Below are 15,932 nucleotides of genomic sequence, written 5' to 3' on the forward strand. Positions count from 1 at the left end.
GAGGCCGTGAGGCGCGGAAAGCTGCGGGTGCTCCTGGGGGCGGCGCCCGGGGTCGGCAAGACCTACGAGATGCTCGAAGAGGGCCGACGACTGCACGAGGCGGGCGTCGATGTCGTCATCGCGATCGTCGAGACCCACGGACGCGCCGCAACCGCGGCGCTGACGTCGGGCCTGCCCGTCGTGCCGCGTCGAGAGCTGCGGCACCGCGGCGTGACGCTCGACGAGATGGATCTCGATGCGGTGCTCGAGCACGGACCGCGGGTCGCCCTGGTCGACGAGCTCGCGCACACGAACGCGGGTGGATCGCGCAACGACAAGCGGTGGCAGGACGTCGAGGAGCTGCGCGACGCGGGCATCGACGTCATCACCACGGTCAACGTGCAGCACATCGAGTCGCTCGGCGACGTCGTCGAGCAGATCACCGGGGTCCGCCAGCGCGAGACGGTACCGGATGCCGTCGTGCGTTCGGCCGATCCGATCGAGCTGGTCGACCTCGCCCCGCCGTCGCTGCGCGATCGGCTCGCGGCGGGCCTGGTGTATCCCGCCGAACGCATCGACGCCGCACTGTCGAACTACTTCCGCCTCGGCAACCTCACGGCATTGCGAGAGCTGGCCCTGCTCTGGCTGGCCGACGAGGTCGACAGCGCACTGCGGGACTACCGCGCCGAGCACGGCATCCGCGGGTCCTGGCAGGCGCGCGAGCGAGTGGTGGTCGCGCTCACCGGCGGCCCCGAGGGCGAGACGCTCATCCGCCGGGGCGCGCGGATCGTCGCGCGGTCGGCCGGGGGAGAGCTGCTGGCCGTGCACGTGTCGGGGCAGGACGGGTTGCGGACGGCCGACCCCGCGGCCCTCGCGGGCCAGCGCGCGCTCGTCGAGTCGCTCGGCGGCAGCTACCACCAGGTCGTGGGCGACGACATCCCCGCTGCGCTCGTCGAGTTCGCGCGATCGGTCGATGCGTCGCAGCTCGTGGTGGGGGTCAGTCGTCGGGGCCGTCTGGCCGCAGCGCTGACGGGACCCGGAATCGGGGCGACCGTCATCCGCTCGTCGGGCGACATCGATGTGCACGTGGTCACCCACGCCGCCGCGGGCGGGCGCTTCGCCCTGCCGCGTATCGCCGGCGGCGCGCTGAGCGTGCGGCGTCGGATGCTCGGGTTCGTCGTGGCGCTCACGGGCGGACCGCTGCTCACCTGGCTGCTCGTCGCATTGCGCAGCCCCGAGTCGATCACGAGCGATGTCCTGGCCTACCAGCTGCTCGTCGTCGTCGTGGCCCTCGTGGGCGGCCTGTGGCCCGCGGTGTTCGCCGCCGTCATGTCGGGGGTCACGCTCGACTTCTTCTTCGTCGCACCGTTGTACACGGTGACGATCTCCGATCCCCTCCACACCTGGGCGCTGGTGTTGTACGTCGTGATCGCGCTGCTGGTGAGCATCATCGTCGATCGCGCCGCCCGGGGCGTGCGCGCCGCTCGCCGGGCGAGCGCCGAGGCCGAGCTGCTCGCCGCGGTCGCGGGAAGCGTGCTGCGCGGAGACGGCTCGGTGCCGGCTCTCGTCTCACGCGCGCGCGAGGCCTTCCGGATGTCGGGGGCGCGGCTCGTCGCGGCCGAGGGCACCGTCCTCGCCGCCGACGGCGAACCCGTGCGCGACGAGCGGCACCTGCGGGTGCCCGTCGGGGATGCCGCGGTGCTCGAGCTGCACGGCGGCGAACTCGGCGGTTCCGAACGGCGGCTGCTCGACGTCGTCGTCGCCCAGCTCGCGGCTGCCCTCGAACAGGCCGATCTGCAGCGCTCCGCCCGCTCGGCGACGGTGCTCGCCGAGACCGATCGCGTCCGCAGCGCGCTGCTCTCGGCTGCCAGCCACGATCTGCGCCGTCCCCTCGCCGCTGCCGTCGCCGCGCTCGGGGGGCTCCGCGCGGCGGGCCCGGGACTGACCGAAGCCGATCGCGCCGAGCTGCTCGAGACCGCCGGTGAGAGCCTCGACGCCCTCACCACCCTCGTGACCGATCTGCTCGACGTCAGCCGCATCGAGGCGGGCGCCCTGGCGGTCGCGCTCCGGCCGGTCGACACCGCCGACGTGGTGCTCGCCGCGATCGACGAGCTGGGGCTCGGGCCGGACGAGGTCGAACTCGCCCTCGACGAGACGCTCGAGCCCGTCGTCGCCGACGCGGTCCTGCTGCAGCGGGTCATCGTGAACGTGCTCGCAAACGCGCACCGCCACGCACCGGCCGGCAGTGCTGTGCGCATCAGCACCAGTGCACTGGGCGGGCGAGCCCAGATCCGCGTCATCGACCGCGGGCCCGGCATCCCGATGGAGCGGTACGGCGACATCTTCGCGCCGTTCCAGCGGCTCGGCGACGCCGACAACACCACCGGACTCGGACTCGGGTTGGCCCTGTCGAAGGGCTTCACCGAGGGGATGCAGGGCACCTTGGTCCCGGAGCCGACGCCCGGCGGCGGTCTGACGATGGTCATCGAACTGCCGATCGCGTCCGAGCAGGAGAGGATCGGGGAGTGAAGGTCCTGCTCGCCGACGACGATCCGCAGCTCGTGCGCGCGCTGCGGATCACGCTGGCCGCGCACGGCTACCAGGTCGTCACCGCCGCCGACGGCGCCGCAGCCGTGGCCGCCGCGGCATCCGAGCATCCCGACATCGTCGTGCTCGATCTGGGGATGCCGCGCCTCGACGGCGTCTCGGTGGTCGAGGCGGTGCGCGGCTGGAGCGACGTGCCCATCATCGTGGTCTCGGGCCGCACCGGGTCAGCCGACAAGGTGGGAGCTCTCGACGCCGGTGCCGACGACTACGTCACCAAGCCGTTCCAGATCGACGAGCTGCTCGCCCGGTTGCGCGCCCTCGGCCGCCGCACCGGCGGCGCGACCGCCGCACCCGTCGTCCGGTTCGGCGACGTGGAGGTCGACCGCGCCACGAAAGCCGTCACCCGCGCCGGCGAGCGCGTGCACCTGACGCCCACCGAGTGGCGGATGCTCGAGGTTCTGGCGCGCAACCCCGGAGCCCTGGTGACCCGCCAGGATCTGTTGAAGGAGCTGTGGGGCACCGAGCAGGTGAGCGATACGGGCTACCTCCGGCTCTACGTCTCGCAGCTGCGCAAGAAGCTCGAGCCCGACCCCGCCCGACCCCGGCATCTCTTGACCGAGGCGGGCATGGGGTACCGACTCGTCGTCGACTGACGGCGGGCGCTGCCCGAGAAGAACGGCAGGTTACGTCGCCCTGGGAACCCCCTGACCGTTCCAAACCGCTGGCTTCCCCGCACCGGATCACCCGTCGTGCGGAGAGATATCGAGACTGAGACGACGAGGGCCACCCGGCCCCGCACCGTGGCGCCCCCGCGGACCGCTCCCCCCGCGAGCACCGACTCCGCTGCGCAGCCGAGGCCCGCCGGCTCACGGCTGATCGGCCAGCTCGCCAGCTTCGGCCTCGTCGGCGGGCTCGCGTTCATCGTCGATCTGGTCGTCTACAACACCGTGCGGGCGACCGTCCTGCAGGACTCCCCCATCTGGTCCAAGGTCGTCAGCGTGGCCGTGGCCACGGCCTTCGCCTGGTTGGGCAACCGCTACCTGACCTTCCGGCGCGACCGCTCCCCGCACGCCGTCCGCGAAGGCATCCTCTTCGCCGTCGTCAACGTCGTGGGCCTGCTGATCGCCGCCGGCTGCCTCTTCGTCTCGCACTACGTGCTCGGCTTCACTTCGCAGCTCGCCGACAACATCTCGGGCAACGGGGTGGGTCTCGTGCTCGGAACGGCCTTCCGGTTCGCCGCATACCGGTGGCTCGTCTTCTCCCCGCGTTCGCGCACTCTGCGCCTGCCGCATCCCGCTCGTCGAACCGTCCGTCCGGACACCGGAGGTCCCTCGTGATCCCTCTTGACCGCATCGTCATCGCCGGAGCCCAGCCCGACCCCGGCCCCACCCCCGACCCGCTGCTCACCCCCGTCGCGCCCGCCCCCGGACAGCCGTCGGTGGGCGAGGTCGACGTTCCCGCCCCGATCGATTCCAGCGTCCCGGCGGACGCCGACGGCCTGATGGCCTGGTCCGTGGGCGAGTGGTTCGGCTACAGCGGAGTGATCCTGCTGGCCCTCCTCCTCACCGCCGTGGCGGCGACCACCCTCTGGTGGATGCTGCACGCCTGGCGCTCGGCGGCGGATCTCCGGGCCACGCAGTTCAGCTCGTCCCCGCGCCCCGCGCGTCATCGTTTCACCCTGCTGGTGCCCGGGCGGCACGAGGAGGAGGTCATGGGCCAGACCCTCGACCGCCTCGCCCAGCAGGACCACCCCGACTTCGAGATCATCGCGATCGTCGGTCATGACGATCCCGGCACCGAACTCGTCGTGCGGGAGGCCGCCGCGCGTCACCCGCACCTCATCAAGGTCGTCGTCGACGACAGCGTGCCCAAGAACAAGCCCAAGGCGCTGAACCGTGCGCTGGCCATCGCGACCGGCGACGTCGTGGGTGTGTTCGACGCCGAAGACGAGGTCCACCCCGGCCTCCTCACCGTCGTCGACTCGAAGTTCCAGGAGACCGGGGCCGACGTCGTGCAGGGCGGCGTGCAGCTCATGAACTTCGAGACGAGCTGGTGGTCGCTGCGGAATGTCCTGGAGTACTACTTCTGGTTCCGCTCCCGACTGCACTTCCACGCACGCTCCAAGTTCATCCCCCTCGGCGGCAACACGGTCTTCGTCACCCGCGATCGTCTCGAATGGTCGCAGGGCTGGGACGACCAATGCCTCGCCGAGGACTGCGAGCTCGGGGTCCGCCTCTCGAGCGACGGCGCGAACGTCGTCGTCGCCTACAACCCGGAGTACGTGACCCGCGAAGAGACCCCGCCGACGCTCATGTCGCTGTACAAGCAGCGAACGCGCTGGAACCAGGGATTCCTGCAGGTGCTCGGCAAGGGCGAATGGAAGAAGCTCCCCACCCTCCGCCAGCGCATGTACGCGCGGTACCTGCTCAACATGCCGTTCATCCAGGCGGCGACGGGTGTGCTGATCCCGATCTCGATCGCGTTCATCCTCCTGGTCAAGGTGCCGACCGCCGTCGCCCTCGTGACGTTCCTCCCGCTGCTGCCCACCGTCATCACGCTGGTGGTCGAGGCGGCCGGGCTCACCGAGTTCGGCCGGGTCTACGGGAAGAAGGTCCGCGTCCGCGACTACGTCAAGCTCGTCCTCGGTCTCGTGCCGTACCAGATCTTCCTCGCGGCAGCCGCCGTCCGCTCGGTCGTCCGCCAGCTGCGCGGTGACGGCAGCTGGGAGAAGACCGAGCACACGGGAGCGCACCGCGACGCACCCGCATCCCCCGCCGCCGCGGACACGGCTGCGCCCGCATCCCCGGCGCTGATCGCCGCCTCTGCCTCGGAGGAGAACAAATGACCTCGACACTCGACCGCTCACCGGCGGCACCGGTCTCAACGCCCACCGATGACGGAGGCAACGGCGACACCGCCGGCATCCGCCCCGTGTCGCCGTGGCGCGCACGTCGCACCGACCTCGCCTGGCTGCTCCCCGCCGTGGTCGTCGGCCTGATCGTCAACCTCGTCAACCTCGCGGGTTCGCCGCAGCGCATCGACGACGAGGGCACATACACCGCGCAGGCCTGGGCCATCGGCAACCTCGGCGAGCTGACCCACTACACGTACTGGTACGACCACCCGCCCCTCGGATGGATCCAGATCGCCGGCTATGCGGCGCTCACCGGCGCGTGGGACCGCTACGACGTCGCCGTCATCGCGGCACGCGAGGCCGTGATGGCGGCCACCGTGGTCGCGGCGATCCTCCTGTGGTTCGTCGTCCGGCGCATCGGATTCGCGCGCGCCACGGCCTCGGTCGCGGTCGTCCTGTTCCTGCTGTCGCCGCTCGCCGTCCAGTTCCACCGACAGGTCTACCTCGACAACATCGCGACGGCCTGGCTCCTCGCCGCGCTGCTGCTGGGCATGAGCCGAAACAAGCAGCTGCTCGGATACATCGGCGCCGCGGCCGCATTCGGCATCGCCGTGCTCACGAAGGAGACGTATCTGCTGGCGCTGCCGCTGCTGGCCTGGTTCATGTGGCGCGGCGCCGACCGCACCACGCGCCGGTACACGCTGTCGGTGGCATCGTCCGTGCTCGCACTGCTGGGTCTCACGTACGTCGCGTTCGCCCTCGTCAAGGGCGAGGTCATGCCGGGGCCCGGCCGAGTGAGCCTCTTCGAAGGGCTCGCCTTCCAGCTGGCATCCCGCGAGGGCAGCGGGTCGCTGTTCGATCCCGAGAGCCTCATGTCCCGCACCATCGGGATGTGGTGGCAGCTCGACTCGGTCCTGATCGTCGCCGGCCTCGCCGCCGCGGTCGCCGCGCTGTTCGTCCGGCGGCTGCGACCCTGGGCCGTCGCACTGCTCGCGCTCACGGCGTTCATGTTCCGGGGCGGCTATCTGCCCGTGCCCTACGTCATCATGATGCTGCCGTTCGCCGCCATCGTCATCGCGGGCATCGGCCAGGTCGCCGTCGAACGGCTCCGGTCCCGCAGCGGACGGCATCCGGTGCTCTCACGCATCGGCGGGTCGGGGATCGCCGCAGCGCTCGTCGTCGCGATGGTCGCCGCCGTCCCGCTGTGGACGACGCAGCTGCGCGGCTTCCTGCTCGCAGACCTCGATCGCCCGCTGCGCGATGCCGAGACCTGGATGGTCGAGAACGCCTCGGGCGATGCCCGCATCCTCGTCGACGACGCGATGTGGGTGGACCTGGTCGACGAAGGGTTCCGCCGCGAGAACGTCGTCTGGTACTACAAGGCCGACACCGACTCCGACGTCCAGGCGCTCGCTCCCAACGGATGGCGCGACTACGACTACGTCGTCACCACCGACTCCATGCGCACCTTCCCGACCGAGTTCCCGACGGTCCGCCAGGCGATCGACAACAGCGTCGTGGTGGCGTCGTTCGGCGAGGGCGCGCAGCAGGTCGAGGTCCGGTACGTCGACCGCGAGCAGTCCGGTCTCGCGCAGGCAGCCGACGACGGCCTGTACGCGGCGCGTTCTCTCGCCGGGCAGCAGCTTCTCACGAACCCCGATGTCGGTGTGCCCGTCGAGGAGCAGGACCTCATGACAGCCGGCGTCGTCGACGGTCGCATCCTGCTGTCCCTCGCGCAGATCGCCACGACGGGCCGTATCGACATCGCCGACATCGCCCAGCTCGAGGGCGATCCCTCCGGCGTCTACCGGCAGCTGGTCATCAGCTCGTTCGCCGGCGAGGACGCCCGGGGACGTGCCGCGGGCTCGGACGCGGCGCTGCGATTCTTCACCTCGCTCACCGGCTCGCTCGCCCCGCTGTCGGTGGAGCGCAGCGACGCGGGTCTCGTCGTGACCTTCTCGCCCGTCGAGCCCACCGAACTCCTGCCGCGCCCCGCAGCCTGAGAGCCTCCCCCCGCGCCGGGCGGAACCGCCCGGCCCAACCCCGAAGAAAGGATCATCATGATTCGTCACACTTCGCACCTCGACCCGAACGCCCGCACCGCCGGGCGGGGAATCCGCGGACTGGCTGTCGTCGCCGCCGCAGCCATCCCCTTCGCCATCAGCATCGCCGTCGCCCCCGCCGCATCCGCAGCCGTTCCCGCTGAACCCGGGGGCTGGGCCCGCGTCGCGCACCTCTCGCCCGACACGAAGTCCGTCGACGTGCAGATGACCGCGCTCGCCGGCGGCGCCGTCGTGTACGAGCTCGACGATGTCGCGTACGGTGCGGTGAGCTCTTACATCCCGCTCGCCGAGGGGACGTACGTCGTCTCGATGGTCCCGTCTGACGCGGCGGACGATGCTGAGCCGATCGTCCAGCAGTCCGTCGACGTCGCAGCGGGCGGCCCCGTCACGGTCGCCGCGTACGGCGTCAACGCCGACCTCCAGACCGTCGTCTTCGAGGACGACCTCTCGGCCCCGGCCGCGGGAGAGGCGCGCGTGCGCGTCATCCAGGCGTCGACCGTCGAGCCGACGGTGAGCGTCGACACCGCACAGGGCCGCCCCATCGCGCGCGACGTCCCGACCGGTTCGGCCACGGATTACGCCGCCGTCGGAGCGGGGTCGTGGAACCTCGAGCTCGCCGGCGCCGACGATGTGTCGACTGCGACAGTGGACCTGCCCGCGGGCTCGGTCTCGACCCTCTTCGTGCTCGACACCTCGTCGGGAGCTCTGACGGCCACGGCGGTCACCGATTCCGCCACCCTCGCCGACATGCCCATCGGAGGCATCGAGACCGGCGGCGGCGGTGCCGCGCACAGCGAGACCGCACCGGCCGGCATCTTCATGGGAGCCGCTGCACTGCTCGCGGCTGCCGTCGTCACGACCGCGGCTGTCCGGCGCCGCGGAGCGCGGGACACCGCCTGATGCGGGCGCGGCGCTTCCTCACGGCTGCCGCATCGGGCGCCGCGATCGCACTGGCGGTGACGGCGTGCTCCGGGCCGGTCACCGACGGCGACGCATCCGATACCGGCGCGACGGCGGCGGCCGACGCGTTCCTCGACACCTACGTGGACGGGGGGCGTGTCGTCCGCACCGACCAGGGCGGCGACACGGTCAGCGAAGGCCAGGCGTACGGCCTGCTGCTCGCCGTCGTCGCCGACGACGAAGCGCGATTCGACGAGATCTGGGACTGGACCACCGACAACCTCCAGCGCGACGACCTGCTGCTCGCCTGGCGCTGGGAAAACGGGGCGGTCGTCGACGACGAGCCGGCATCCGATGCCGACCTCGACGCCGCGCGCGCCCTCGTTCTAGCCGGCGACGCTTTCGGCCGCGACGACCTGTCGGCCGACGGACTCGCCCTCGGCGACGCGCTGCTCGAGGAGATGACGGCGACGACAGATCTCGGACGGATCCTCCTCCCGGGCACGTGGGCGACGACATCGCCGCACGCGTACAACCCGTCCTACGCATCGCCCGCGGCCTACGCGGTGCTGGCGGACGCGTCGGGCGACGAGCGCTGGGACGAGCTCGCCGAGGGCAGTCGCGCCGCCACCGAGGCACTGCTGGACGCGAACGCGCTCCCGACCAACTGGGCGACGGTCGCGACCGACGGGTCGGTGGCCATCGCCGGCGCAGCGGACGGCACGGGCGAGCCGGGCTTCGGATACGACGCCGCCCGCGCACCGATCCGGTACGCCGAGTCCTGCGACGCCGCCGACGCCGAGCTCGCGGCGACGATGGCGACGGCGTTCCCGGGCGACGACGTGCTGCCTGCCGAGCTCGACTCGGGTTCGGGTGCCGTGACGACGGATCAGCACCCTGTCGCGTACGCGGCGCGTGCGGCCGCCTATGCCGCGGCGGGGCGCACCGACGATGCCGGCGCCGATCTCGGGCGGATGAGAGACACCGCCGCGCGAACGCCGACGTACTACGGCGACGCCTGGAATGCCCTCGCCGAGGCGATGCTGACCGATGACGCCCTCGCGGGCTGTCCGCCGCTCGGGCCGTCGTCGAGCTCGGCGACGGGAGCGTCGTCGAGCTCGAGCGCGGGCGCGTTCCAGGATCCGGTGCCGGCGGAGGCCGCCTCGGACGCGGTCCCCGTGCACGTGTCGATCCCGGCCATCGGCCTCGAATCCGACCTCATCGGGCTGGGACGCGGCGCGGACGGCTGGATCGAGGCGCCCGCCGACTACAACGACGTCGGGTGGTACGAGGACGGGGTCGTTCCGGGCGAGGTCGGACCCGCCGTCATCGCCGCCCACGTCGATTCACCGACCGCCCCGGCGATCTTCCACAACCTCCCCCAGCTGCGCCCCGGCGACACCGTCTCGGTGTCCCGCAGCGACGGGTCCGTGGCCGAATTCGTCGTCACGAGCATGCAGAGCGTGAAGAAGCACGGATTCCCCACCGAATCGATCTACGCGCCGGTACCCACGCCGGAGCTCCGCCTCGTCACCTGCGGCGGACCGATCAGCTCCGAGACCGGCCTGTACGAGGACAACATCGTCGTCACCGCGATCGCCGCCTGAAACCTGCCCGACCCGCCCCGACCCGCCCCGAACCGCCCCGAACCGCCCGAATCGTTGCCACCCGAATGGAGATCGTCCAGATGAACGCAGCGCTGACCATCGTCCCCACCTACAACGAGGTCGAGAACATCGAGGGGATCGTCGACCGCGTCCTCGCCGTCGGGGTCTCCGACGTGCTCATCGTCGACGACTCCTCGCCCGACGGCACCGGAGACCTCGCGGACCGTCTCGCATCCCGGCACGCGAGCGTGCACGTCCTCCACCGCACCGCGAAGGACGGCCTGGGGCGCGCGTATCTCGCGGGCTTCGCCTGGGGCCGCGAGCGCGGGTACGACGTCCTGGTCGAAATGGATGCGGACGGATCGCACCAGCCGGAATCCCTGCCCGTCATGCTCAGCGAACTGCGGTCCGCCGACATCGTGCTCGGCTCCCGCTGGGTGCCGGGCGGCAGCGTCGTCAACTGGCCGTTCCACCGCAAGGTGCTGAGCATCGGGGGCAACGTCTACGCTCGCCTCGCCCTCGGCATCGACATCCGCGACGCCACCGGCGGCTACCGCGCGTATCGCACGGAGGCCCTCGGGGCGATCGGCTTGGACTCCGTCGAGTCGCACGGGTACTGCTTCCAGCTCGATCTGCTCTGGCGCGGCCTCGAGCGCGGGCTGCACGTGGTCGAGGTGCCGATCACCTTCATCGAACGCGAACGGGGCGAGAGCAAGATGAGTGGGAACATCGTCCGCGAGTCACTGTGGAAGGTGAGCGTCTGGGGCATCCGCCGGCGAGTGAGCGCCCTGCGCGAACTCATCATCCACCACCGACGGCTTCCCTCCGTCCGGGCCAACACGCGCCGGCTCGCTCCGGCCTGAGAGACGTGATCGGCCGTCTCGGCTCCGAGCGCGTGGCCCGTCGAGACCGAGATTCGTCTCGACCTTCCACGTCAACGTGGCGGCCGCCGGCTGAGCGCATCGAGGCTGCGCGGTGCGGCACGATCAGTAGCGTCGCGATCACTGCCCGAGAGACGCTTCCCTGTCAAGGCACTGGGGAAGCGTCTCTTGGTGCTCCTAGCTTCGGCCTCACAGGACGGCGTCCGTCAGGTCCTGCCGCGACGATGCATCGGAGGCCGACATCAGCAGCACCGCTCCTGCCCGGCGCATCCGGCAGAAGTACAACAAGCGCGAAGCGCTTGCGGGATATCTCTTCCTGACGCCGTGGATCATCGGCTTCCTGGTCTTCACCGTCGGCGCGATGGTCTACAGCCTCGTCATCTCGTTCAGCAGCTACAACCTCGCCACCAACTCGTCGCGACCGGTCGGCCTCGACAACTACGCGCGCCTCTTCGAGGACCCGCGCGTCGCCGTCTCGCTCGCCAACACGCTGTTCTACGCGGTCATGGCCGTACCGCTGGAGATCGCGTTCGCCCTGGTGCTGGCTCTCCTGCTCAATCGCATGGGTCGCGGGGCCGGCGTGTTCCGCACGCTCTACTACCTGCCGAAGATGACGCCCGCGGTCGCGACCGCGGCGGTGTTCTTCCTGCTCCTCAACGGCAACTCGGGCGCCATCAACCAGGGCCTCGCCGCCATCGGCATCCCGGGGCCGCAATGGCTCGTCGACCCCGACTGGGTCAAGCCCAGCATCGTGATCATGGCGCTGTGGACCGTCAGCGGCACGATGGTCATCTTCCTCGCCGCCCTGAAGAACGTGCCCGTCGAGCTCTACGAGGTGGCGTCGCTCGACGGCGCCGGACCGGTGCGGAAGTTCTTCTCGATCACCCTGCCGATGATCTCGGGTGCGATGTTCTTCAACGTCCTCGTGCTCACCATCGCCGCCTTCCAGGTCTTCGACCAGGCATACCTGCTGTTCTGGCGCGACCAGAGCAACTCCTCACCCGAAGCATCGCTGTTCTACGCCATCTACCTGTTCCAGCAGGCGTTCCGCCAGTTCAACTTCGGCTTCGCCGCCGCCATGGCATGGCTCCTGTTCGTCATCATCATGATCGTCACCGTCGTCCAGGTGAGGTTCGGTAACCGCTTCGTCTACTACGAGGGCGACCGGTGATGGGCACGCGCATCCGGACGCCCGGGACCGTCGCGGGCCGCGTCGTGCTCGCTGCGGTCTCGACGGGCTTCGCGCTGCTGTTCCTCTACCCGTTCGCGTGGCTGCTCGCGGCGAGCTTCAAACCGCGCGGCGAGGTCTTCGACAACCGCCTCATCCCGCAGACCTTCGTTCCCGAGAACTACGCCGAGGTCTGGAACCAGCTGCCCCTGCTCAGCTGGATGTTCAACAGCGTCGCGATCGCGCTCCTCGCCGCGACGGCCGTGTCGATCTCGAGCTCGATCGTCGCCTTCGGGTTCGCGTACTTCTCGTTCCCCGGGCGCAAACTCCTCTTCGGGCTCGTGCTGGCGACGATGATGCTGCCGGGCGCCGTGACGATGATCCCCGTCTACCTGATCTGGAAGGAGACGGGCCTGCTCGGCACGTGGGTGCCGCTGTGGGGCGCGAACCTCTTCGGCTCGGCGTTCTACATCTTCTTGCAGCGCCAGTTCTTCCTCGGCCTCCCGCGTGAGCTGTTCGAGGCTGCGCGCATCGACGGCGCGAGCTCCTGGGGGCTGTTCTGGCGCATCGCGATGCCGTTGTCGGTGCCGTCGTTCGTCATCGTCTTCCTGTTCGAGTTCCAAGCCAGCTGGAACAACCTGCAGGCGGCGCTCATCTACCTCAACGCCGGGACGGTCGACGAGTTCACCACGCCGCTCGGGATCGCCTACGCGATGACCAAGTACAGCCCGACGGCCGGCGGCCAGGGCGATTACCAGTACGTGATGGTGGCCTCGCTCATCGTCACGCTCCCCATGCTCATCCTCTTCGCGTTCGGGCAGCGCTACTTCGTCGAGGGTGTCGCGACCCAGGGACGCAAGGGATGACCCGCGTGCTCGCGTGGGGCCACGACAGGAGGAACACATGCGCAATCGACTGATCGGAACGGCGGCGGTGGCCGCGGCATCCGTCGTCCTGCTGACCGGATGCACGGGCGACGGCGGCACCGAGGAGGAGGTCGACTTCGCCGCGACGCCCACCGGCACCCTCGCGGCATGGGGGTTCGAGAACGCCGACGACGTCGGCACCGCGCGACTCGACTACGCCGCGGAGCAGCTCGGCGACGTCGACGTGCAGCTCGACGCGACGGCCTTCGACTCGCAGAAGTTCACGACCCGCGTCGCGAGCGGCGACGTGCCCGACGTCGTGCAGATGGACCGCCGGTACGTCACGCAATACGCCGCGCAGGGCCTCGTCATGCCGCTCGACACCTGCTTCGACGCCCACGACGTCGACGCCGACGACCGCTGGTACGAGTCGGTCGTCGACGACGTGCGGTACGAGGATCGGGTCTGGGGTGCGCCGCAGTTCTACCAGCCACCGGCCATCATCCTGAACAAGCGGGTGATGGATGCCGCCGGCGTGACCGCCGACGAGATCGACACGTCGCAGCCCGACGTGCTGCTCGCCGCAATCGAGAAGATGTACCAGGAGTCGGGCGGGGTGCCGACCCGGCTCGGCTTCGACCCCGTCTCGACGGGCCAGTCGGCGCTGTGGATCCTGGGCTCGGGCGGTCGACTCACCGACGACGACGGCGTCCCCACGCTCGATGACCCGGCCAACATCGCCGGCATGGAACTGTTGCAGCGGATCAACGAGAAGCAGGGCGGCTTCGCGCAGGTCAAGAGCTTCACCGACGCGTTCGACACCTTCGGCGACGGCAACCAATACGTCACCGATCAGGTCGGCGCGCAGGTCAACGCGCAGTGGTACCCGAACGTGCTCTCGCCGTACCTCGACCAGATCGACATCGAGGCGGTGCCGTTCCGCGACAGCGCGGGCGAGCCCTTCTCGGTCTCGGGCGGTCAGGCCTTCGTCATCCCGGTCGGGGCGAAGAACCCGGCCGCCGCGTGCGCGTGGGTCTCGGCGCTCACGAGCGGCGAAGCCTGGAACGCCGCCGGAGCGGCGCGGGCCGAGACCCGCGCGGCCGACGGCGGTGCCAACACGGGCCTGTTCACCGGGTCGCCGCAGCCCGACCAGGAGATCCGCGAGAAGTGGGTGACGTCGTCGGGCGACGAGGGCTTCGACCAGGTCGTCGCGACCTACTACGACGTCGTCGACTACGGCTCGTCGTTCGGATCCTCCCCCGCCGGACAGGACATCCAGAACGAGCTGAACAATGCCGTCACGGCGACGCTGCTCGGCGACAAGACCGCCGAGGAGGCACTGGCAGACGCGCAGGACGCAGCGATGCGTGCCTACGAGAACGCCACCGCCGCCCGCTGACACACACGGACGCCCGCTCGCGCCCGTCGATAATGGGCGGATGGACCCGTGGGAGATGCATGCCTGGTACGCCGAATACCTCGAGGCCTGCAACCGCCACGACCTCGACGCCATCCGCTCGTTCGTCGATCCGGACGTGCGGCGAGCGCACCTGCCGGGTGGGATCGACGCCTGGATGACGGGCGTCGTGGAGGTGCTCGATGCGTTTCCCGACTGGCAGGTGCGCCGCATCCAGCTCGTCGCGGAGGACGACCGCATCGCGGCCCACGTGCGCGCGAGCGGCACGCACACCGGCGCCTTCCGCGGCATCCGGCCCACCCGTCGGCACGTCAACGTCGCAGAGTTCTCATTCCTGCGGCTGGCGGGCGGGCGCATCGCCGAGTTCGCCGGCACGACCGATCACGCCGCGCTGCTCGCGCAGCTGAGCGACTGACCCGAGAGGAGAACAGGGATGACAGACACCGACTGGTCGTCCGGCTCATGGACGAACGAGCCCGAGCGGGTCGAACGGGACGGCGACGTCCTGCTCGTGACGGCGCGGGAGGGCAGCGACGCCTGGCGGGTGACCTCGTACGGCTTCGTCCACGACGACGAGCACGCGCTGCTGGCGCCGATGGCGCCGGGCACCGCTGTCGAGGTCGCGTTCGTGCTCGACTTCTCGGCTCAGTTCGACCAGGCCGGGGTGTTCCTCCGCGTCGACGCCGAGACCTGGATGAAGGCCGGGATCGAGCACAGCGACGGCGCCGACAGCCTGGGCGCGGTCGTCACCCGCGGGATGTCGGACTGGTCGCTCTCGCCCGTCTCGGATTGGACCGGGCGCACGGTCACGGTGCGCGCGAGCCGGTCGGGCGACGCCGTGACGATCCGCGCGCGTGTCGACGACGGCGACTGGCGCCTGGTGCGCGTCGCCCCGCTCGACCCCGCGGCGACGGTCACCGCGGGACCCTTCTGCTGCGCGCCCACCCGCGCGGGACTCACGGTTCGCTTCGTGTCGTGGCGGAGTGTTCCCGCCGACGCGTCGCTGCATCCCGAGCACTGACCCGCCGCATCCACCGGTCGATCCCCGCCGCGGCCCACACCGCCGCGAGCCCCCCGGCGACGACGATCCCCTGCATCGCCAGTGCGTACCCGCCGGAGGTGACGTTGGCATCGATCAGACGAGGGCCGACGACCGGGGGCACTAGGGCGACGACCACGACGAGCCACGACAGCGGATGCCGACCCCGGGCGATCACCCAGCCCCCGACCCCGGCGAGGAGGGCCACGAACCCCTGGTCGAGCACGACGGACCACAGCGCGTCGAACTGCGCCAGCTGTCCGCCGCCCCGCAGCAGCCCGAACGTCGCCCAGAGGAAAAGCGTCACGCACACGAGCGTGACCCCCGCGACCCGCCGCATGCCGGAGGTCGGCAGCAACGCGCAGGCCGCGACCAGCGTCGCCACGACCAGCAGGAACTGCGCCGCGTCGACGAAGGGCGCGTCGTTGGTGATGCTGCCGGCGTAGCTCTCCGACTGCACGATCGCCGACACATCGGTCGCGACGGCCAGGTAGGTACCGAACAGCGCGGCGACGACGGCCGCCCCGTAGCGCGCTCCGCGATCGGATGCCGGGCCGTGGTCCATGCTGCGAGATTAGTGGGTGAGGACGGGCCTACAATCGCGAGCAACG

The 15,932-nt window shown here is 70.6% G+C and carries 14 protein-coding genes; 13 read left to right on the forward strand and 1 reads right to left on the reverse strand.

Going from position 1 to position 15,932, the window contains the following annotated elements; translation table 11 throughout:
* The first annotated feature begins 6 nt into the window (after positions 1-6).
* From HW566_RS08495 to HW566_RS08555, 13 genes are all read left to right on the forward strand, one after another.
* Positions 7-2,508, forward strand: coding sequence for a sensor histidine kinase (locus HW566_RS08495; protein ID WP_178012050.1), 2,502 nt, complete (start codon positions 7-9; stop codon positions 2,506-2,508).
* Positions 2,505-3,179, forward strand: coding sequence for a response regulator (locus HW566_RS08500; RefSeq protein ID WP_178012051.1), 675 nt, complete (start codon positions 2,505-2,507; stop codon positions 3,177-3,179). The genes HW566_RS08495 and HW566_RS08500 overlap by 4 nt, the downstream gene beginning before the upstream one ends.
* A gap of 147 nt (positions 3,180-3,326) precedes the next feature.
* Complete coding sequence (locus HW566_RS08505; protein ID WP_256728638.1) at positions 3,327-3,863, forward strand: GtrA family protein; 537 nt, start codon at positions 3,327-3,329, stop codon at positions 3,861-3,863.
* Positions 3,860-5,371, forward strand: a complete 1,512-nt coding sequence (locus HW566_RS08510) for a glycosyltransferase family 2 protein (RefSeq protein WP_256336019.1) — start codon at positions 3,860-3,862, stop codon at positions 5,369-5,371. Before HW566_RS08505 ends, HW566_RS08510 begins: the two co-directional genes overlap by 4 nt.
* A complete protein-coding gene (locus HW566_RS08515) occupies positions 5,368-7,383 on the forward strand; it encodes a glycosyltransferase family 39 protein (RefSeq protein ID WP_178012053.1) in 2,016 nt (671 codons plus the stop codon). The genes HW566_RS08510 and HW566_RS08515 overlap by 4 nt, the downstream gene beginning before the upstream one ends.
* A gap of 57 nt (positions 7,384-7,440) precedes the next feature.
* Complete coding sequence (locus HW566_RS08520; RefSeq protein WP_178012055.1) at positions 7,441-8,343, forward strand: DUF4397 domain-containing protein; 903 nt, start codon at positions 7,441-7,443, stop codon at positions 8,341-8,343.
* Complete coding sequence (locus tag HW566_RS08525) at positions 8,343-9,950, forward strand: class F sortase (protein ID WP_178012057.1); 1,608 nt, start codon at positions 8,343-8,345, stop codon at positions 9,948-9,950. Before HW566_RS08520 ends, HW566_RS08525 begins: the two co-directional genes overlap by 1 nt.
* 65 nt (positions 9,951-10,015) lie before the next feature.
* Entirely contained in the window at positions 10,016-10,813 is a 798-nt protein-coding gene (locus tag HW566_RS08530) for a polyprenol monophosphomannose synthase (protein WP_178012059.1), read from the forward strand.
* A 259-nt stretch (positions 10,814-11,072) separates the two neighbouring features.
* Complete coding sequence (locus HW566_RS08535) at positions 11,073-12,002, forward strand: carbohydrate ABC transporter permease (RefSeq protein WP_178014815.1); 930 nt, start codon at positions 11,073-11,075, stop codon at positions 12,000-12,002.
* A complete protein-coding gene (locus HW566_RS08540; protein ID WP_178012061.1) occupies positions 12,002-12,865 on the forward strand; it encodes a carbohydrate ABC transporter permease in 864 nt (287 codons plus the stop codon). The genes HW566_RS08535 and HW566_RS08540 overlap by 1 nt, the downstream gene beginning before the upstream one ends.
* 37 nt (positions 12,866-12,902) lie before the next feature.
* Complete coding sequence (locus HW566_RS08545) at positions 12,903-14,264, forward strand: ABC transporter substrate-binding protein (RefSeq protein WP_178012063.1); 1,362 nt, start codon at positions 12,903-12,905, stop codon at positions 14,262-14,264.
* Between the two features lie 40 nt (positions 14,265-14,304).
* Entirely contained in the window at positions 14,305-14,697 is a 393-nt protein-coding gene (locus HW566_RS08550) for an ester cyclase (RefSeq protein ID WP_178012065.1), read from the forward strand.
* Between the two features lie 18 nt (positions 14,698-14,715).
* Entirely contained in the window at positions 14,716-15,303 is a 588-nt protein-coding gene (locus HW566_RS08555; RefSeq protein ID WP_178012067.1) for a DUF1349 domain-containing protein, read from the forward strand.
* On the opposite strand, the gene HW566_RS08560 is transcribed toward HW566_RS08555, so the two are convergent.
* Entirely contained in the window at positions 15,239-15,886 is a 648-nt protein-coding gene (locus HW566_RS08560; protein WP_178012069.1) for a hypothetical protein, read from the reverse strand. The genes HW566_RS08555 and HW566_RS08560 overlap by 65 nt on opposite strands.
* Between the last annotated feature and the right edge of the window lie 46 nt (positions 15,887-15,932).

Origin of the sequence: Microbacterium oleivorans, from assembly GCF_013389665.1 — a bacterium.
Taxonomy (GTDB): domain Bacteria; phylum Actinomycetota; class Actinomycetes; order Actinomycetales; family Microbacteriaceae; genus Microbacterium; species Microbacterium oleivorans_C.